Annotated in this window: 12 protein-coding genes and 3 pseudogenes; 8 read left to right on the forward strand and 7 right to left on the reverse strand. The window is 36.5% G+C overall.

The features are described 5' to 3' along the window. The first annotated feature begins 371 nt into the window (after positions 1–371). Both J1899_RS20335 and J1899_RS20340 read left to right on the forward strand, forming a co-directional pair. Positions 372–1,418 (forward strand): tetratricopeptide repeat protein, encoded by a 1,047-nt coding sequence (locus J1899_RS20335; protein WP_214476343.1) that lies wholly within the window; start codon positions 372–374, stop codon positions 1,416–1,418. Between the two features lie 15 nt (positions 1,419–1,433). Then, entirely contained in the window at positions 1,434–2,324 is an 891-nt protein-coding gene (locus J1899_RS20340; RefSeq protein ID WP_214476345.1) for a hypothetical protein, read from the forward strand. Between the two features lie 321 nt (positions 2,325–2,645). Here J1899_RS20340 and J1899_RS20345 read toward each other — a convergent pair whose 3' ends face one another. Beyond that, positions 2,646–3,014 (reverse strand): flagellin, encoded by a 369-nt coding sequence (locus tag J1899_RS20345; protein WP_246586537.1) that lies wholly within the window; start codon positions 3,012–3,014, stop codon positions 2,646–2,648. A 351-nt stretch (positions 3,015–3,365) separates the two neighbouring features. On the opposite strand from J1899_RS20345, the gene J1899_RS20350 reads away from it, so the two are divergent. Further along, entirely contained in the window at positions 3,366–4,595 is a 1,230-nt protein-coding gene (locus J1899_RS20350) for a GTPase family protein (RefSeq protein WP_214476347.1), read from the forward strand. Then, positions 4,585–5,310: a GTPase family protein gene (locus J1899_RS20355; RefSeq protein WP_214476349.1), complete on the forward strand. Its 726-nt coding sequence runs from the start codon at positions 4,585–4,587 to the stop codon at positions 5,308–5,310. The genes J1899_RS20350 and J1899_RS20355 overlap by 11 nt, the downstream gene beginning before the upstream one ends. Before the next feature lie 345 nt (positions 5,311–5,655). On the opposite strand, the gene J1899_RS20360 is transcribed toward J1899_RS20355, so the two are convergent. Beyond that, complete coding sequence (locus J1899_RS20360) at positions 5,656–6,636, reverse strand: hypothetical protein (RefSeq protein WP_214476351.1); 981 nt, start codon at positions 6,634–6,636, stop codon at positions 5,656–5,658. A 121-nt stretch (positions 6,637–6,757) separates the two neighbouring features. Next, positions 6,758–13,243: an S-layer homology domain-containing protein gene (locus tag J1899_RS20365; protein ID WP_214476352.1), complete on the reverse strand. Its 6,486-nt coding sequence runs from the start codon at positions 13,241–13,243 to the stop codon at positions 6,758–6,760. A 645-nt stretch (positions 13,244–13,888) separates the two neighbouring features. On the opposite strand from J1899_RS20365, the gene J1899_RS20370 reads away from it, so the two are divergent. Next, a complete protein-coding gene (locus J1899_RS20370) occupies positions 13,889–14,569 on the forward strand; it encodes a nuclease-related domain-containing protein (protein ID WP_214476354.1) in 681 nt (226 codons plus the stop codon). Positions 14,570–14,612: 43 nt separating this feature from the next. On the opposite strand, the gene J1899_RS20375 is transcribed toward J1899_RS20370, so the two are convergent. Both J1899_RS20375 and J1899_RS20380 read right to left on the reverse strand, forming a co-directional pair. After that, on the reverse strand, positions 14,613–15,449 hold the full coding sequence (locus tag J1899_RS20375) for an NERD domain-containing protein (RefSeq protein WP_214476356.1): 837 nt from the start codon (positions 15,447–15,449) through the stop codon (positions 14,613–14,615). A 222-nt stretch (positions 15,450–15,671) separates the two neighbouring features. Further along, the gene (locus tag J1899_RS20380; protein WP_214476358.1) at positions 15,672–16,985 is read right to left on the reverse strand and encodes a hypothetical protein; all 1,314 of its coding nucleotides are present in this window, start codon (positions 16,983–16,985) and stop codon (positions 15,672–15,674) included. Positions 16,986–17,703: 718 nt separating this feature from the next. On the opposite strand from J1899_RS20380, the gene J1899_RS20385 reads away from it, so the two are divergent. The 3 genes and pseudogenes from J1899_RS20385 to J1899_RS20395 form a co-directional block, all read left to right on the forward strand. Next, the gene (locus J1899_RS20385; protein WP_214476360.1) at positions 17,704–17,961 is read left to right on the forward strand and encodes a hypothetical protein; all 258 of its coding nucleotides are present in this window, start codon (positions 17,704–17,706) and stop codon (positions 17,959–17,961) included. A gap of 205 nt (positions 17,962–18,166) precedes the next feature. Next, positions 18,167–18,546: pseudogene (locus J1899_RS20390) on the forward strand (ATP-binding protein); the annotation flags it as partial. Positions 18,547–18,992: 446 nt separating this feature from the next. Beyond that, a pseudogene (locus J1899_RS20395) lies at positions 18,993–19,526 on the forward strand (helix-turn-helix domain-containing protein); the annotation flags it as partial. Between the two features lie 41 nt (positions 19,527–19,567). Here J1899_RS20395 and istB read toward each other — a convergent pair. Together istB and istA are read right to left on the reverse strand one after the other, a co-directional pair. Beyond that, positions 19,568–20,292, reverse strand: a pseudogene (istB, locus tag J1899_RS20400) (IS21-like element helper ATPase IstB). After that, positions 20,289–21,704, reverse strand: coding sequence for an IS21 family transposase (gene istA / locus J1899_RS20405; RefSeq protein ID WP_214476364.1), 1,416 nt, complete (start codon positions 21,702–21,704; stop codon positions 20,289–20,291). Before istA ends, istB begins: the two are co-directional and overlap by 4 nt. Positions 21,705–21,794 lie beyond the last annotated feature (90 nt).

Consider the following 21,794-nt stretch of genomic DNA (forward strand, 5'->3'; position numbering starts at 1 on the left):
GGTAAGCTATTCTCGTCTTATGTATTATCCCGAGCCTTCACCGAACAGGCGACTTTCATCGCATACGGCGATCCGTCAACAATAGTACCCTTTTCTTATTCCCCTTCATCTATTATATCTACTTTCTTTGAAAAGTCATCATAAATTTGCTGTATGTAACAGGTATCTCTCTTTTGGGTTAAGGAACCTGTCCCCAAAACCCATCTTTGGGTCAAAGAACCTGTCCCCCTGACCCACTGCCCCCACCGCCCTCATCCCACCCTTGTCCCCTCCCCACTTCTACGATAAAATATGTGTAAAAATGGAGAATTTTTCATCATAAAATAAATAGAAAGAAATCGGCTTTCAATAAAGCCATAAAGGGTGAGAACATGGAAACGTTGGCAAGACCGCCGCTGCTGCATGAGATGGAAGTTCTTCCGGATCATAAGACAAGGGACTATGAACTTAAGTTAACGATAATGGCTGAAGGCCTGGAGGACACCGAATATCACGAATTACATACCTTCCTCAGCCAAAATTTTTATACAACCACCGAGAGTAAAGATATTCTTTTTTCTATTTTCGTGCTGCTGGCCACTTATGCACGGAGAATGAAGAATATCAGTCAGTTCAAGGATTTAGTTGGGGTTTACGGAGAACACTTTGTTGATTATCCGCTTTATCCTCATATCCTCTCTCTCTTATATAAAGAAATTGGAACGAATGAGGCCATTGAGCAAGAGATGGTTTTCGCCAGAGAAGCGACACAGAAGCTGCCAAATCAAGTCGGAGTTTTGCACCATTATGCTGAAGCAGTGGTCAATTCAAGAGAACAAGGTCTCGCTGTTAGCACCCAAGATCTAGAAGAAGCTTATCAAACGATCAACCGCGTTGTTCATCTTTCGCCGCGTTATGCCAAGTTTCACTCCACGAAAGGAAGGGTACTGGCAGCATTAGGGAAATATGCGGAGGCCAAGGATGCTATCCGGAAAGCTATCGATATGGAGGAGTCTACTAAAAAGGATTATGCGATTCGAATTAATGATTACCTATACCATTTAAATCGCATTCAGACTAATGAGTTTACAGACATGTTTTCTGAAAAAATTACGGTTACGGAAAAAAGCTTGGAGGAATCAAAGGTTGAAGTAGAAGAATCAATCTCGAAGCTAAAATCCGAGAATCTTCAGATGCTTGGATTTTTTACGGCGATTATTAGTTTTACCATTGGATCCATGAATCTATTAGAAAATCGAACCTTTCTCGAGAGTGCGTTGTTAATCCTGATTCTCTCAAGTTCACTCGTATTAGCGTTCGTCGGGTTTGGTTTCCTTTTTCCAGTCAAAAAAACAAATCGGCGGAGCACCATTTGGGTTAGCCTGACAGCCGTAATCACGATTATTGGTTCATTTCTAGCATACTATTTCATAAAATAGGCAGGTGACGGGAGCATGAAGATTAGCACAGTGTATACAAAAGGAATTGGCGAAGTAAATGAAGATGCCATAGTCGTCAACAAGGTCGAGGATATTTTCGCCGTTATAGATGGAGCAACAGGACTCGGAGGGCTTTCAGGGGCAATTGCTGCAAATATTATAAAAGAAAGTCTGGAACAAGAGTCTGATCTTTCCCTGCAGGAAAGGGTGAAAGACGGAAATACCAAGCTTCATCAGGCTGTTGAACAGCAATACAAAGACATCTCTTTTGAAGAAATCCCTAAATATAAAAGAAGCTCTTGCGGAATTAGTGCCATTCAAATTCATAGAGATCCGAAGGGAAATCCAACCTTCCTTGAATATGTTTCAGCGGGTGACTGTATGCTGTTCTTGCAGTTCGCAGATGCTTCCATTCGTCAAGTCACGTACGACCATCTCGACCGCTTAGACCTTGCTGCCATTAGCAAAATTGAAGCCAAATGGAGAAAATTTGAACAAACAGAACCAATTGAAACCCTTTCTCTTGAAAAAATAAAACAGAAACAAACTGAATTCAGACAGGAAGAAGAAGAACTCCTCCGTTCCAACCGCAATAAGCTCAATACATATGAAGGCTATGGCATAATTGATGGAGATGAAGCCGCCATTGAGTTCTTAGAATCTGGGAAAATTCCTTTAATCGCCGTTAAACAGATTCTATTACTTTCCGATGGTTTAAAAGTCCATGATCATAGAAACTATCCTAGCAAAAACACTTGGATTCAGTCGGCTGATAAAGCCTTTTCCAATGGGCTTGAAACACTGGAACAAGAGATTATCGAAACGGAAACAGAAGACCCGGCATGTATTTACTATCCTCGGTTGAAGCAGCATGATGATAAGTCTGGGGTTTTATTGACGTTGTAGGAGGGCATTGTGTACCGCAGATTCTGATAGAAATTCAGGATCTGCGGTTATTCATCTTGTAGGTTAGAAGGCCCTGCCTTAATCTGAAAACTACTAAAATAACAAAAACAGTGCCCACCACATTTCGTGATGAGCATTCTTTTGTTAGTTTAGTACCTAAGGTGCCAGTTATCAACTTATTAATTGTATAACTCGCTGCGAGTTTTGGTTTGACTGACTCAGCATCGCTTGAGATGAACAGCAGGAGGGACTGATACTGGATTAATTTGTTCTTTGTTTAATAGATTAATCCCATTAAACTCCGTATTGTTTGCTATTTCGTTAATCCCTTTTTTCAAGTTGGTTAACTTCTTTTTGAATTTGTTGTCTATCTTTATCCGTCAGTGTATCATTTGCCGACTGCACAGCAAGTTCCCTCAGTCTTAAAAGATTCGGCTCCTGTATAGCCCCTAAACCACCTTCAGCTGTTTGGATGAGAGATATACTATCTTGGGTATTTCTTTGGGCTTGTTGGAGTCCACGAATTTGTGCTCTCATTTTTTCAGATATAGCTAGCCCTGCAGAATCATCGCTGGCCTTATTGATCCGTAATCCAGACGCTAACTTCCCGACAGCATTCGCAGTATTCTTATTGTTTTTATGTAATTTATTTAATGTATTTAACGCTGAAATATTATGATTAATGATCACATATAATACCCCTTTTGAACTGTACGCAAATAACCTTCATTATTATATCGGTAATATATTACAAATAATCAAGTCTATTTCCTTTTTTTCAGCAAATTAATTACATAGTTTGAAAAACTATGGGATATACCCTGGGATTAATAAATTCAGGGATATTATACAAAATAATCTAATAAAAGGTTATTTTTGTTATAATAGTACCTATATACTATATTTCAATGGTTATTATATGCGCAAAATGTAGGATTAAAAAGTGCATAGATATAAACTCTATTAAAATTTTTGGTATAAGTATAAAATTCTTTGAAAGATAGTTTCAGTTTCATCCTAAATATGCATTCGGAGGAAATTATGATGTTAAAACAGGTGGATTTTTTTGAGGAGCTTGAAAGTAAAGGAATTTCAATAAGCCATGAACAAAGAAAAGCAATCGAAAACAAGCTAAATGAAATAATGGATTATGAGCCTAAAATAGGTATTTTCGGGAAAACAGGTGTTGGTAAATCCAGCCTTTGTAATTCTTTATTTGGTAAAGATATATGCCCTATTAGTGATGTAGAGGCATGTACAAGAAATCCACAAGAAGTTATTGTTGGCTTAGGACAAAAGGGATTAAAGCTATTAGATGTTCCAGGTGTTGGGGAAAGCAGTGAACGTGATAAAGAGTATTCTCAATTATATGCTAAACTTATGCCCGAATTAGATCTAGTGCTCTGGGTCATAAAAGCTGATGATAGAGCTTTGACATCTGATGAAGTATTTTATAAATCTGTTGTTAAACCACATGTAGATGAAGGTAAGCCGTTCTTTTTTGTATTAAATCAAGTTGATAAAATTGAGCCATTTAGAGAATGGGATGAAGATAAAAGTGAACCGGGACCAAAACAATTTCAAAACATCCATAGAAAGATAGAAGATGTTGCTACATTCTTTGGGATCACAGCTTCAAGGGTGATTCCCGTTTCTGCAAATGAAAAATATAATCTTACAAAGCTTGTTGATGAGATAGTCTTTGCTCTACCAAAGGAGAAGAAATTGACAGTCTTTCGAGAAGTTGAGGAAGAGCATCAGTCACAAGTGGCTCAAGGTCATGTAAAGAGAAGTGTTGCAGAGGTAATTGGAGATACAATTGTTTCTGTAGTTGAAACAGCGGGAAGAGTTGTTGAAAAAGTTGTTGATAGAGCAATTGATTTTATAGAAAAGTTACCTATTCCTCGTCTGCCTTGGGGACGTGGCAAAAGCAGCAGCGGCGGTTGTTACATAACAACAGCAACAATGCAATTTTTAAACAAGCCTGATGACTGTTATGAATTAAACACATTAAGAAAATATAGAGATAATTGGTTAGCTAATCAATCAGATGGTATTGAACTAATAAACAAATATTATGAAATAGCACCTAAACTTGTTGATATAATAGATAGTAGTTCAAATAAAGATGAAATTTACAATCAAATATGGGTAAATTACATATCTAAGTGTTTGAAATTTATAGAAAATAAACAATATAGTGCATGTAAAGAGCTATATATTGAGATGGTTCATCACCTCGAGAGCGAGGTTACTTCCGTTGTCGCTTGATGTACAAATTGAGTACGAGTCAGACATTGATGAACTTATAGAAAGATACAGCAGCCTTTCATTCTTAAAGTCTATCCAGTTGAGGGCGGATGCATCTATTTCATGGGATAGAGAAAGTGGAACAACTTATGATTTACAGGTTATTTTTATAGGGAAAACTGGATATGGAAAATCCACAACATTAAATAGCATTATAGGCAATAGGGTTTTTGAAACTAATGACGTATCAAGTTGTACAAAAAAACTCCATTCAGCTGAATACAAACTCCATAGCAAAAAACCTTACTATTTCTCTTTATGTGATTTACCTGGGGTTGGAGAATCTACTGAGGCTGATGAGAGGTACTTAGAATGGTATAGAGATATTCTTCTTAAGTCAAATTGTGTTGTATATGTACTTAGAGCGGACCAAAGAGACTTTACTATTGATGAGAAGATTTTTAGTTCCCTTTTTCAAAACCAAGCTGAGAAAAAGAAAGTCATTATTGCTTTAAATTATGCAGATAAAGTCGAACCTATTAATAGAAAGTATCCTTTTCAACCAAGTGAAGCACAACTAATAAATCTTAGGAATCGAGTGAATCAAGTAAGTCAAGTATTCGATATCCAAAGAGGTAATATTCTATTTTATAGTGCTGGTGAACAATATAATATGAAAATCTTAATTAATGCGATAAGAGGAATCATTCAACAACAATATAAATTATTGCGTTAGGAGGTTTTAAAGAATAGATCAATGCCAGAGAATCAGTAACGTGCCCGATTTAGTCCGTTACTGATTCTTTTAATATTTAAATTTATCCATGTGTAATATGCCTTTTTTTAAAGAATTATATTAAGTATAGGAAAATTTACTGCTACCCATGAAATCTACTAAACCTCCCAAAGCTCAATATAATATTCTTAATAGGAACCACGGATAGAAGCTTTTATTCTTCTGGAAATCTGACTTATTAAAGGAATGTGACAAACTAAGGCAATTTTCAAATTTCGATTTACTAATCATTAACCCTATTATCCAGATACTTTTTAGATCCCAACTATTTCTCTTCTTCACGCCTTATATATTACCTTCTTGCTCTTTCTCCATATACTCTTCCCGTATCTGTGAAAGTGTCTTCCCAGTATCCTTATGAACTGCAAATACATAAGTCTGAATACTAGACCAGCCAAATAGCTCCTTTAGCCATTTCTGCATAGAGGTTTCTTCACCATTAACTTCTACATTTCCGTTGGTCAAAAGCGTGCCCTCTTCCTCCCGACCTTTTGCAACGATCTTATCACCAGCCTTTACAACTCCCCATTCAATCATTTCATTAATTTTAGGCAGCGATCTCCGTGTGAAGCCTTTCTTCTGCGAACTTCCTTTTATTGGGCTGTCTAAGAAATTCACATAGTAATCTTTATATGTACTTAATGGTAATATCTTTTCAATGTTTATATACACTTCATTGTTAATGTTGTATGGTATCATTTTAAAACAACTGATATCAACATTATTACTATTCAGCCAAGCAACAGCCGATAAAGTTTGTTCATCATAGTCAGAAGCAACCAATATGATTTTTTGGTTTTTATTAAAGTTAGTCTCCGCACCATTTTCCCTCAAGAATTCAGTTATTTTTCTAGTCCCAAGCTCTGCACTGGTTAAGGAGCTCTCTTCAAAGTCATTACGATATTTTTCGATGTATGGTGCATAAATTTTATTCACCAAATCCTCTGGATCCTCAATCGTTGCATAACTGGCTGCATATCGTATGGCCTGAAATTCAAATGCCTCTCTTCGCCCTTCGATATCCTTACGATCTCTTTTTATCTCAACTAAAACAATATTCCCCTTATTATCAACTGCCGTAAGATCACTAATACCATGCTGGGAGTTTCTAACTTGCTTGCCGACAATGAGCATCGATTCTTCTTCATCACATATCATATCGATATTTTTTCTAAGCAATTCTTCGAGATCACTCTCTTTGTAATTAAGCTCTGCAAAAGTAGTTACTCCAATTTTTATTGCCTTCTCATTGGATATATTGTACATATTCATCGCCTCCTCAAAAAGAACATGTTTATTAGTTAATTTTACCATATTAGGACCTTTGGAAAAACATAGGGACAGGTCCCTTAACCCAAATAGGTCAAGGAACCTGTCCCCGTCATTCTTATCTCGTCAACAAATTATATAAAACTTTCGATAGTTCGGATCTTGTTGTGCGATCTAAAGGATTCATTTTTCCTTTGTTACCAACAATGATTCCTGCTTCGATCAGGTGGTTCACTGCTTCTTTTGCATGGTCTGAAACCTGCCCAGCGTCAGCATAATCGCTGAGGGTTTTGTTTGTTGTTGGTTCAGGAAGTTTTTCTAAAAATGCTAATGTACGGTAAATCAGTGTAAACATATCTTGGCGAGTAATTTGTCTTCCCGGAGCAAATTTCTTTCCGTCTATGCCATTTGTGATGCCTAATTTCTTAGCAGTTGCAAGATAATCAGTGTAATAAGTATTACCTGCATCTACGAAATTATCTGTTACTGTATCATCAACATCAATTCCGTATGAACGCAATAACATCACAAGGAATTGACCTCTTGTCAGTTTTGCATCTGGACTGAATTTACCATTTCCTGTACCATCAGTGATTCCATGTGCTGCAATATATGTGACTGGATCGTAATACCATGCGGTTGTCCGTACATCTTTAAACGATACTTTATTGTATCCAATACTGTAGCTCGTGAATTGAGTTGTGGTAAATTCAACTGATTTTGTTTCCGGATTATATTTACCTATAACATTTTGTAATTCATTGTTGTCAATAATCTTGTAGATCACAACTGCGTTTGGATCTTCATTAGGTAACAAAGTATACGGTATACTGATCAATGCGTTTCCGCCATTTAAGCCGGATATTGTTGTATCTCCCGCATTGACAGAGATGTCGTAAATTGGTCTGCCGTCAAGTTGTGTTTTCATGTCTTGGGACATTTCTGCAGAATCTGATTTCACCATACTAACTTGAACATTCTTCTCGTTAGATGATGACGAATGTATGGCATTCAATGCTTTTACATCGAAAGTGACAATGCTGACTCCTGCATCTACTTTCAGTTGTACATTGTCATTTTCAGCAAGTTGAGTAAATAAGTACTGTGGAATTGTAACATCTACTGATGTAGCTGAGGTATTCCCATTAAGTACAATCTCTACTACTGCTGCTCTTCCTGCTGCTTCTGCATCCTTCACTGCAGTTAACAACTTAGAAGCCGTCGCGTCATCGATCGTAGCTTTGACGTTCTCTAAACTGTTGTTCGCATTTAGTTGAAGACGAATATGATTTATATCTCCAGATACAGTATTCTCGATAGCTGGTGAATGGTTCGGATTGCCGCCTGATCCACCGCCAGTATTCCCAGTAGAATCGTTACCATCTTTTGTATTGAAAGAAACTAATTCACTGTAAGCTTTTCCTGAATTGTTTTCTGCGATCGCAATCCATTTGTCATATGTTTTTGAAGAAACATTTTCAGCTAAAATGGAAGCCGAAGCATCTTCTGCTGGTACTTCATCAATCGCAGAATTGCTAAATAGTACGGCATCAACACTATCTACTGTAAGTGATTTCGCATTCACATCAAAGTCCAAATCCAGCTCAAAAATGTCTTGTGAAGATGCTTGGACACCAATGTCGTATGAATTTAATTTTGGCGCGTCAAATAAATTAAAATCATTTAGTTTTGGCGAATAAGAATTCATATAAATCTTCCCATTTGCCAAATCAAAATACAGCATTTTGTAATAGGCATTTCCGCCTTCTTCACCCGATTGATAATTTGTTAACAACTGATAAACTTTACGTTCTTCAATTCCGTCATTATCGTCATCAAATCCAGAAACATTGATGGCAGCTCCATGGTAATGTCCGCCAAGCACTAGTTTCACATTTGGATTTTTAGCTACTACTTCTTTTTGGAAATACTGCCCTGCCGCATCCAATTCTCCATCTCTGTTAATATAGTTATGGAAATTTAAGATTGCGAAACGATCAGAGTGTTCCGCAAGAACCTTGTTAATCCATGCTGCTGCTTCTTGATCGAAATCATAACTCATGTAGACGAGGATGAAATCTTGTCCTCCAGCAGTTACAAGATCATAGTGCCCAAGGTTATTTTTGTAGGAATCACCATATACGTCATTTCCTTCGAAACGGTCTGCTCCGAAATAAGTTTGGTAATTTTCGTATCTGCGATTATGGTTTGCAATATCATGGTTACCAGCTAATACACCATAAGGCAAATTGGCATCCTCTAATATTTTCATATATTTGTCAGCATATTCCCATTGGTATGTTTCGTCTATATCATCGATAAGATCTCCCGTATGAATGACATAGCGGATATCCTTACGATCTTTATTAGCGACAATATGGTTGTTCATAAGTTCAAAATTATTAGGGTAACTTTGTGAATAATATTGTGTGTCACTTGTCCAAGCGAAAGAGAAATCGTATTGTTCTGGTTCGCCTGTGCCGTCCCATAAATAATTATTTTTCACAGTGCTTGGACCACTATCCTTTTGGCTTGGTAACATCTCCATACCTCTGCCTTGTGCAAGCACGTATACTTTTCCATCCTTAATAAAATTGGCCGTTTCAAATACTGCAGTCACAATACTATCTTCATATTTTGAATCCAGTAGTTCCCACTCATTTGTTAACTTGTTACTTACGTATAAGCGCACGTCTTTACCATAATCAGTAGTCGCATTTAATGCGAAACGCAAAGAAGTATCCGCATCATTCACATCTAATTCATAAATTTGATATGGCAGACTGCCATTTTCACTTGTAATTTCCCCTAACTTTCCGAGTTGTGAACGATTTGTATCATCTCCAGTACCTTCATACACAGTAATACCGTTATCAACAGTCAACGCTTTTGCGTCATGGAATGAAACATCCGCATCAACTCCTTTACTCAACGCAGCAGTCAAAGTAGATGCATCATGATTCGCACCTGTTGATGAAACATCTGAAAAGACTGGATAATTGACGCTAGAAGTGAACGTCCATGTTTTTGTCCCTACATTTCCTAATTCATCTTGAATAGTAGCTTTTAATGTATGGGTACCCAGGCTAAGTTCAGAGCCATTGAATGATGTACCATCTAATAAAGTTCCATCTAGTTCAAGAGAAAGTGTATCGTTGACAACAGCTGATGCATCTTGATAATCCGCTGCAAACGTGTAAGTACCATCAATTTGAGCAGGTACATCCGCAATGATTTCAGGACCTAAGTTGTCCACATTTACAGTAAATTCTTTGCTAGCACCATCAGGATTGGAAATAGAGATCGTATGAGCTCCATCACTTACTGAATTTGTATCCCAGTTTGTACTATTTGCATTCATTAACTCTTGAGGAATTGTAAATTGTAATTCTAATTCGCGCTTGTTCTTGTTTAACGTAATAGCATCAGTAGATTTAACATCACCAATTGGGTATAGGGTTGTACCACCTGGTATTTCTAATGCAAAATTCGTCATGTTGAAATTATCACTGGCAGTTCCAGGTGAAATATCCATTGCATCGATTTCTGTCCCAGCTAGAATGCGGATCTTTACTTCAGCATCTCCGTTTTCGTTAAAAGTAAAGAAACTACTGTCTATTTTCACAGCACGTGATGGCATAACATCGTACCAGCGAGAGAATGTTTGTACTAGTTCTCCATTAGCTAAAAGAGCATTCTTTCTTCCGTCTAAGCCTTCGATATCTAATGTGAAGTACACACCTTGTTCAAGCATACGTGTATTTTCCATAAGGTTCCCATCAACCTTAATGTCTACATTCGCATCATCTTGTGATCTTCCTATGATATTTACTGTACCTGATACGACTTCATTATCTGATAGATTTGAACGTATTTTCCCTGTAAATTCATTAGAATGAACAACGCTCACTCGATGGATCGGTGTATTTGTGGTATGGAATGTATTGTTCGCTTCCACATAATATTCAATATACTCGCTGTTAAGGTAACGGTCCGCACCAATCTCTACGTAATACTTTCCAGGAACACGAGTATTGAACGAATTTGATGCTTGTGCAGTCCAGTCGTCAGATTTATTCGTACGATAATAAACTACAAAACTATTGATGTCTGTTGATTCATTATAAGCGTAAGGAATGCTAAGATCCGTTCCTTCCTCAATCAAGTTATCTTGAGGATTTTCCTCTAATTTTGATATCTCAGGTTTTATACCTAAGTCAATTAAAGGCGTTTTTTGAATTTCACTTACAAGACCTGCCGTATGATTGGCTTGTGTAGCAATAGAAACACTTTGTGCAATTCCTTCTGCGGATTGTAAGTGAACACTGCTGCCTTCTTTCGCACCAGCATCCGTTCTATTGTAAGTAAAAGTAGAAATTGTTTCATTGCTAGCCTTTGCAACAATAGCCACTGTAGCTGTTGTGTTTCTCATAGCGGTCTGATTATTAACAGAAAATACTGGTACATCATTTGGAATATTTAAGCTTTCCCGGAAATCAGCTTCATCCGGCATAGTCTTGCCTTTATTCTCCAGATCAACGCGTCGCATCCAGAAAACCGCAGTTGATTCAGCTGGGATTTTCACTTCTTCTTCGGTAAACGTCAATAATTTTTCTGATCCATCTGTATAAACAAGATTGAAGTTTGTTCCGAAGTCCATTTCAGAATCAGAAGCATTATATACTTCAATAAAGTCCATACTGTCGATCGATGTACTACTTAATCCTGTATACACTTCATTTCGTGCAATATCATTCGGGTATATCTCTGTTAAAAATACATTTGTATTTGAAACGAATAAAGGAATATCAATTTTCAGTGCATCACTAATATTATTTGTTTCATCTTTCACCACTACATATAGATCATGGGCACCTGCTTTTAAGTTTGAAAGTTCAATTTTTGTTTCAACATTCTCAATAATCGGCGTTCCCTCACCAGTTGTATCGATACTTGGTGCATCAGCCCCATCATCAACCACTGCATAATAGTAACTACCTGATTTATTTGAAGTGAAGGATACGTTCGCTTCACTATCGCTGGAACGGATTTCACTTCCTGGTGTAAGTATTGCTTTTGTAAAATAGTTTTTTTGGACTTCTCTTACAGAACCTGCTGAAGGTGTTGCTTGCTTCTCAATTGCTAAAGAATCCGGTGTTCCTTCGAGAGCTAGTAAATGAACACTTGTCCCTTCTGCTGATCCTACATCCGATAAGTCGTAAGTGTAGCTAGATACCGTCTCATTCGTGCTTTTAGCAACAATAGAAACGGTACCTCCTGGATTTTTTAAAGCTTTCTGATTATTAACCGAAAACACTGGTACGTCATTTGGAATATTTAAGCTTTCACGAAAAGCTGCTTCATTCGGCATGGTTTTTCCACTTTTCTCTAAATCTACGCGTCGGATCCAGAAAATTGCCGTTGATTCAGCAGGGATTTTCACCTCTTCTTCGTTAAACGTTAATGTACTATCTGTATAGATAAGATTAAAGTTTGTTCCAAAGTCTAGTTCAGAATCAGAAGCATTATAGACTTCAATATAGTCCATACTGTCGATCGTTGCACCACTTAACCCTGTATACACGTCATTTCGTGCAATATCATTCGGGTATACTTCTGTCAAAAATACCTCATTATTTGAGTTGTAATGTGGAATATCTATTTTCAATAGATTACTAAGATTATTTGTTTCATCTTTTACAACTACGTACAAATCCTGTGGATCCGCTGTTAGCGAAGTAAGACTAATTGGTGTATCAACGTTTTCAACAATAGGCGTTCCCTCACCTGTTGTATCAATAATTGGTGCATCAGCCCCATCGTTAACCACAGCATAATAGTAACTACCAGATTTATTTGAAGTGAAGGTAACTGTAGCGTTTTTTTCACTAGTTCGACTTATACTTCCTGATGTAAGGATTGCTTTTGCAGATACGTTTTCTTGCATTTCGCTTACGATACCCGCTGAAGGTGCAGCCTGCTTAGCAATCGCACGAGAATCAGATGTTCCTTCAACAGCTTGTAAATGAACACTTGTCCCTTGTTCAGATCCTACGTCTGTTAAATCGTAAGTATATGTAGAAACCGGTTCATTCGTGCTTTTACCAACGATAGAAACTGTAGCTGCTGGATTTTTTAGAGCCTTCTGATTATTTACGGAAAATACCGGTACTTCATCTGGGATATTTAAGCTCTCACGAAAAGCAGCTTCATCCGGCATAGTACCTTTACTTTCTAAATCAACACGTTTTACCCAAAATACCGCGGCTGATTTAGCAGGGATGATCAACTCTTCTTCGATAAATGTTAAAGTTTTATCAGAAGTATCTGAGTAGACAAGATCGAAGTTTGATCCAAAATCCAATTCAGAATCTGATGAGTTATACACTTCAATATAATCCATACTATCAATGGTTGATCCGCTAAGCCCTGTGTAGTTTTCGTTACGCGGAATATCATTGATATACAGTTCGGTAAGCCACATTGCTTCAGTTATCTCGTTATTTCCCATTTCGGAAGCAAGCGTAAATGTTGGTTGTAGCGTTGGAAAAATCAATAAAAATGCTAACATGCAAGAAAATAACTTTTTAAATGTTTTACTCATCTTCCTTAGCTCCTTTTTACTTATTTACAACACATGATTCTGAAACAACAAATGAGCTAATGGTTAGCTATAAAGTAAATTGGCCTCACTAATCAAGGTTTGCTAAAACAACTTACAATCTTAGGAAATACTAACCTCCTCCCCAATTAAAAACATAATATTTAACACCAAGTGCTAGATTTTCGAATTTATTACAAAAATAAAATACTGCCATTCTATCTTCACGAAAATTCGAAAAAAACCTAATAATTGAATTTAGCTTGTTATCCATCCCTAATCTAGTAACAGTTTTACTTCATACATCATTGTGTTCCTAGTTAAATGTTACTAATTGAATGTAAAATTTCATAAAGTATTTCGTAAAGCGAATATTAATTCATAAAATATAGGGACAGGTTCCTTGATCCAAATGGGTCGAGGAACCTGTCCCTATTATTCTTAAAAATCTTTCAAAATACGAAACCTTCAGAAAGGAAAATCAGTATATATATCAATACATAAAATTGCTATTAAGGATGGATTTGGAAACAGAGTGGATAACTACAGTGGTAGAAAAAACAGGGCTGGTTGGAAGTTTTACTGTTAAAATAATCTCTGCATTCTTACTAACCTCCAACAAATTCAATAGAAACGGTGTGAAATTCTATGAAAATGGATATCGACAAAATTCTAGAAACTATTAGGTATCAAAGTCTAGGCAATCCGGAAATCATGGCTAAGTATTTTCAGGAGACAGGTTATACAAAGAGGGATTTGGATGAGGATGATGGGATTTATGGTGAATATTTGACGTATGAGTATTTGCATGATGCGCCTGGGTATTCGCGAACTTTATGCAATTTATATATTGAAAGAGATAACGGTTATATTAGTGAGATCGATCTTGTTTTTATTCATGAGACTGGTATTTATATTATGGAGTCAAAGAATTATAGCGGATGGATTTTTGGGCATGAGAAGGATCAATTTTGGACACAGGTTTTAAAGAATGGGAAGAAAAATAAGTTCTATAATCCGATTAAGCAGAACCAAACACATATAGAGGCCGTGATGAAGGTGTTATATGCGTTAACAGATAAATTCATCTTTAATATCGTTGTTTTCAGCGAACGATGTGAGCTTAAAAGTATTACATATGACAACCTCAACACCTCTGTTATTAACAGAGATCTATTGCCAATGTTTATGAGATACGAAGATGCCAATAGTCCGAAGCATTTGAACAAGAAAGAGATTGACGCACTTTATGACATGTTAAAACCATATACATTGGCCTCTGTTAAGGTGAAAGAAAAGCATAGAAAACAGTACAACTATTCAGGATAAGCGTCTTTGACCATCACATATAGATGGTCATTTTTTATTATTTTCAAGAAACCTTTGATGTATACCTGCATTTCGGATAGCCGCTGCATCCGTAAAAGGCGCCATATTTTCCTTTTTTCAATGACAATGCTCCACCGCATTTCGGGCATTTTTGCTGTTTAGTTTCTTCTTTTACTTTTTGCACCTTCGCTTTGCGGTTTTGTTTAATATCTTCTATATGCTTTCTCTTCATCTCTTTCTTCGTGTTCTGATCTGTAATGATTAATCTTTCAAGCGCTGCATCAATCTTTTTCAGCTGCGTTTCATTTAAAACCGCAGAATCCCATTCCTTGATGGCTTGTATTAATTGCGGAAATTGAATCACTTTTGCAGAGTGAAAGTCTTCTTTAAATTTGAAAGTTGAATTCTGAGAGAAAGCAATGATTGAGTGAATATTAGCAAAGTCTTCTTGATAGATGTATTTTTTTATGGTCTGGATATGACCATAGTTTTGCCAGATCGGATTGAGGAATTTCTCTTTTCGTTTATAAATGGTCTGTGTCAATTGCTTCTGCTTCTCTCTGCCAAAAATCCAGCCTTCATAATGCTTGGTTTCAATGACAAAGATCCCATATGGTGACGTCACAACATGATCCACCTGCGAGGTCCCACCTTCTCCATTTGGCACATAAAGATCATGATAGATTCTATAATTCTCGCCGAGTTTAAGCAGCTCTTTATTTACATACCGCTCCCCTACTGCCCCTTTAATAGCCGGATACTGCCTTTTCAATACGAGAATACCGGCTAGCAGCAAGAACGGAATAGCAAATGGAGCTAGAATGATTAGAAGCGGTAAAAGAAGAATGATGGCTAGAATGATTAGCAATGCTTTTTTCATGATAAACACTACTTTCAAATTATTTCACTTGATAATTTTACCATTATAATGAGTAAATTGGCATATATCCGAACAACTTGTCACAAAAAAGCAAAACACTAATTAGACAAAGCATAGCTACTCCAGATACACACGAAAAAACCCCACCAAAAGGTGAGGTACATTCAAATACTAATTGCGCATCCTTTTGGGTTGAGGAACCTGTCCCCAAAACCCACTTCCTCAAACCCCCACAACCTCCAGCTCTTCCCCAAATAACTCCTCCATTGACAGTTCGTGATTGTATTGATTTCTCATTTTGTGTTCGAGGATTCGGGTTTTTATTCTGTTGATTTTTACGGCTTCTGGTATTTCTTTTCCATGCATTTGGTAATAATATTTATCCAGAATGTCAGTAAAGTGATTTCTCATAGAAAAAGTATTGATTTCAAGTGTTTTTTCTAGGAGTAATAGGATTAGTTCGTGTGGTCCTAATAGGCCTTTATATGTATCTTTAAGAATCGTTTCTTCAATAATATGTTTCGCTTTTTCATTAAAAGTAGAATCTCTTTGGTTGTTTTCATTATCAAACATAAATTTTACTAGTTGGCGGAAGATTTTCTTTTCTACTTCTCTACTTTTATCAATTGTATTTAAGCTGGCGATTTCTTCATCCGTAATTAAAACAGTATTGTAGTAAAACTGAATAACATATTCTAGAAATTTATATTTGTAAATCTGGTCGCAATGTCCAAATAGATTAAGATGTGTCATCACTCTTGCAAAATTGTATAACCTAAGCGGTTCATACTTTTTGGAAATCTGCCTGTCTCCATCAAAAATACGCAGGATTTCGATCGTCCATTTGTCCTGCAGCTCACAACTCCGGAATAATTGGAAATATTCATAGGAGATATCATGAATGCCATTCGAGTTATTTCTGTAGATATAGGGGGATATTTGATATTTTCTTTTTAATTTTTTCCTAGACCGTTTGGAGTAATCATAGAGCAAAGATTCCACTCCGAATATTTCCTCAAAGGCATTTTGTGATTCACTATTATATGTATTAAAGTAATTAATCACATTACTTGATAATTTCTTGTTTGTTCTAGAACCGCCCGTCATTTCAGTTAAAACATCGGTTTCCTGATGGTTGAGATTATCGCTCTCAAAATAGAGCCCAACTAATTCATCTTCATATATTTGCCTCTTTACCAATTTATTTTCCGAAATAATATAGGCAAAGAAGTAATAGATAGCAAATATTAGGCTAACCATTAGGAGAATTGAGTTAATTAGCCGAAACTGAAATGTTTCAACAAACATTAAAAATAGCGAACTGACATTGATAATGGCAAAGACGATGAGCAGCTCGTATATTCTTAACTTATTAAAAAGTCGATACTTTTTAACCAGAAACTTTCCGTAGTCAACCCCAATCACCTTTCTTGTTTCTGCCAAAGAGGTTAATCCGATAATCGTCATATTAATAGCTATGATCGCTATAATTAAACTGTTATCAAAAATAATATTTTTAAAATTGATAAAATCCACAAATAGTCCTCCTGATTATTTAAAAATATTTATTATAAAAAGCAATAATCTCACTAAAAGAGATGCATATCACCTTATGAGCTATATGTATTCGCCATGCCTAGCTATATCTTGTTGGTATGCAACAATCAACTAGACTTAAAAAACACATGCCTAGTTTTTTAGATACCGGAAATACCAAATGTTACAAACCTATCTCCAATTAGGAGTTCCACTCTTCTCTTTACACCTGTTATTTGTTCATCGGAGACTGCCAGATTAATAGTACTTTAAGTAACCAAAGTGTGTAGAATATTCTCATGTTTAATATTCCTTATAATCACTCTTACTATATATATATACGACTATTGTAATACTTTGGTAAATTAATGTTAATAGAATTTCGATAAATGGATGTTATATTTAAGGATATTAGCTTTTAATTCTAATGAGCTTAGAAAATTAATAGACTAACCGATTGTAGCTATCTAGTTAGAAGCTCCAATATACCCTGGAAGAGGCGGCTAATTTAATTTAGAAGTTACAACTGGTAAACCACTATTTGCTGGTACATAACTTGTCATTAGGTGGTAAATAGAATGTCATTGGTGGTACATTGCGCTGGCTGTAATCAATTTTAAATAATCGGAGTTCTGGTCTCTCTTACAGATGCTTTAACAATGTACAACTTTTCTCCATCTAGATCTTGATCCGAACTCCCTTGAAAGGAGTCCTAAAAATGTTAACTCAATATCAATTTTCACAAGTTGCAAGGATCAACAATGAGTACGGAGATGAAGTAGAAATTGAGCTTATGAAACATCCTGATTATTACAGAGTAGTAGCAACCATTTGTGAAGATTCAACACCTTTTAAAGACTATATCGGTATTGGATTAGACAATTACAATCAAGCCCTGGCTTTAAGGCAGGCTATTCATAAGCTACACTGGGCAGCTTACAGAAGTTGCCACTGCAGTTTACTAGACTCGTCATAGACGAGTTTGATGCGTCATAAAGGAAAGTACTAAAAATAAAAAAGCAGCTAGTTTTTATGAAACTAACTGTAGCAATTTTCTTGAGAGATGTTGAATGACTTCATGTAGTGTGGAGATATAGAACATTTCCAATACATCCACCTTGCTTTCAGGTAGAATAAAATCAAATGGCATGTAAACTATCGTAAGCCTACATGCCTGTCACTGTCGCCAATTTTATAAAGTGAAATATGGTTACCAGAGTTACTGGATGAATTAGTTATAGCAAAGTATGAAGCAAATGATAGCTTCCGTAAGTTAATTCAGAAGTACAAAAAGATTGATTTATTAATCCTAGATGAGTGGCTACTAACAGAGCTGTCAGAGAAAAATGTACTTCATGTGTTGGAGATTATTGAAGCAAGGCTCAAAAGAGCCTCTACTATATTCTGTTCTCAATTTTCACCAGAGGGATGGCATTCCAAACTGGGACAGGCACAAATAGCAGATGCGATTCTTGACAGAATCGTTCATGATTCATATAAGATTCTAGTTGATGGTGAAGTTTCGATGAGGGAACGTCATGGATTGCGGGTATTTAAATGATTCCGCCAGCAGTCGAAAACCGTATAGCTAGATATTTTCTGCATATGTACTTACCTGATAAGGTACAGCAGGCTGTAGAGGAAAAACTATTACCCTCCTGCATTCGGAACGATGAAGAGAATATAGATCAAGATGAATTAGTTCGTTGAGCTATTGAGATTATTGATCAGGAATTGAGAGATAAGAGATTCAAATAATAATATAAACAACCATTGGAGCGAGTGAAGTTCCAGTGGTTGTTTATATTATTAGCTACATTAATAAGAATGGCTCTCACCCCCGCACTTAATGGCTCAGTTGACCGCAAATAGTGGTGTAAACGCTAGAATAAAGTTGACAGTTTTCGCTTGATAAGATTTTACACTTTTGCTCAATTAACATACTACTTTAGTAAAATAGATATTGATATTATTTTACTGGAGGTTAGGGTTTTGGAGGAGAAGTTAGTGTTATATGTAAAGATTCATGAACTACGCAAAAGAAAATTTAAAGTAGCACAAATCGCTAAGGAGCTTAAAATCTCAAGACCAACTGTCTATAAGTATTTAGAAATGACTTTTGAGGAGGCAAGAGCTTACACTGAACAGCCTTTGGGGAAGAAGAAAAAACTAAATCACTATAAAGACTGGATACTTGCCTGGCTAGAGGAGTATCCTCACCTGAGTAGTGCTCAGATTCATGATTGGCTTTTGGAGAGATATCCCGACCTATCGGTCGGTGGAAGTACTGTGAGATCTTATGTGAAAGATATTCGTGAAGTCTATCAGATTAAGAAAAAGGTCATTGTCCGTCAATACGAAGCAGTTCCTGAACAACCAATGGGCAAACAACTTCAGGTGGACTGGGGTGAAACAAAACAGAAAACGACAGACAACAAAGAAATCAAACTGTACTTTATTGCCTTTGTACTCGCTCACTCCAGACATAAATATATGGAATGGCAGGCACGTGTATTTTGCAAGAAAAAAGTGCATAACTGCGCAAGACTTTTTGCAGAGTTTTGCCACCCAATCTATTTAACTTACCTAGCCTTAGATAATGCGTTGAAAGCCTATAACTTCCTCCATTGAACGTTAATACATGTGCGTGATGAATTAACCGATCCACTAAAGCAGCTGTCAGCCTCGAGTCAATGAAGATCCGATTCCATTGGCTAAATTCAAGATTTGAAGTAATGATTAAGCTTTTTTGTTCATACCAATCGGCAATTAGCTGAAACAACAATTCGGAACCTTCTTTACTAAAAGGTAGATAACCCATCTCATCAAGTATAATCAAGTCTACCTTCTCAAACCTTTTTCTAAAGGATGGTAACTTATCCTGCTTTAGTGCCTGTTCTAATTGCTCTATGAGGAGAGATACACGATAGAATCTCACCTCATAGCCCATTTCACAAGCTTTTCTTCCTAATCCTGTTGCTAAATGCGACTTTCCGGTCCCTGGTGACCCAATTAATACTACATTCTGCTTTTGTTTGATAAAGTCCAAGCTCGTTAGACCTTCTTTATCAATATGGGTTGGAAATCGAATTCTTTCGTTCCATTCATAGTTGCTTAGACTTTTAGAGTCTAAGAATTTAGCATTTTTAATAAGACGCTGTACCTTTGCTTTCTCACGCAAACGAAACTCTTCCTTAAATAATGCTTCTAAATATTGTACCGGAGAGTCAAAAGGGATGTTCTCGTATATTTCAGATACATAAGCTAATCTCAATGACTTACACATAGAACGAATTGATTCACTCATGATGACTCACCCCTTTCTAAAGGAGCCAAAGAGTCGTATTCAGACCAGTCTAGCCCGAAGGGATTTTCGTTCTTCCCCGAAATTAAATCATAGAATTCCTCGTTAATTCTCTTCATATCATGTGTTACAAGTAAATTTACTAATTCCAGTAATCTCTCTTTTCTAACCATTAAATCATCAACCATTAGGTAATCATTAACTCTTCCCGGCAGGTATTTTTGATATCTTGAGTATGGTACAACCCTTGGTTTTCTAATCCAATCCTTGAAGATTGAAACCCAGGGAATAGCTCTTTTCTTGTTCATATAAGGCCTAAAATCTTCTAATAGAATTTCCCCATCGGGGGAAACAGCCTTAAATTTATCCCAATATAATACAAAATAAATATATGGATAATTCGATGCTTTGGGAATATGTATCAAAGTGCCATCTATCTTCGCTTCGTTAAACTTATTCACCTTTGCTTCTACTTCCTTAAAGACTGGGTAATCCTCAGTTGGCAACTCTAGTAAGAAACCCTTCTCTTTATTCCAAAGGTGCTCAATCATTATCTCTTTCTCATAGTGTAGTCTTTGTCTATCCATTTGCAGCTGAGCACGAAGTGTTTCTGTTAATTCTTCGTAGCTGCTCATGACGGGAGATGTTGTAAAGAAGTTATACCGAATATATCCTACTTTATTTTCAACGCTCCCTTTTTCATGTCCACTTCGTGGATTACATACCTGAACTTCAAAACCATAATGGTTTTGGAATTGGATAAAAGCATCAGTTAATTTTGCTTCTTCGGTTATGGACCTTACTTTCTTTACTGCTGGGGTCAGGTTATCAATTCTAATTCTTCTTGGAATCCCTCCCGATTGCGAGAATAATAGTTTCAGCCCATAAAGAAAGCATTCCTGGTTTTCAGAGGGTAACGGTACTGCAAAAGCTGCATTACTATGTGGATATGACATAACTAGAACATGCGTATCCACAAATTCTCCCTCTTTTACAACCTCCATTACTCCAAAGTCTACCTGGGCTTCACTAGGAGGATGCTCTAGACGATCATGCCCTTTATCAATTTCTTCATTATGGCTATTCTCCCAATCAGAAATAAAATAACATACTGTCCGATAGGAACCAGCAAAACCAAGAGCCTGTAGGTCCTTAAACAGCGCTTTCTTATTTCGACGTAACTTCTTCTTTAGTTTGCTATCTTCAAATAGCCAATCTGAAATAATTTCTCCCCACTTTTCTGTATACATCATGCCATTGGGTTGTTTTATCTTAGATTCGGGTAATTGATTTTCATCTGCATATTTCTTTGCTGTCCTCCAATTAATCCCTAATGTTTCCTTAATTTTTGTTATGGATAATCCTTTTTTGTTTCTTAGGTGTTTGATACAATTAATATCAGACATTGCTAGCATCCTTTCGTAATCCTCCACTCTGTATTGATTCGACACCTATACAGTAGAGGGACTTGGGGTGGCTGGCAAGTCTTTTTTTGTGCACATATT

It is taken from the genome of Cytobacillus gottheilii, assembly GCF_018582665.1.
GTDB classification, from domain to species: Bacteria; Bacillota; Bacilli; order Bacillales; family Cytobacillaceae; genus Cytobacillus; species Cytobacillus gottheilii.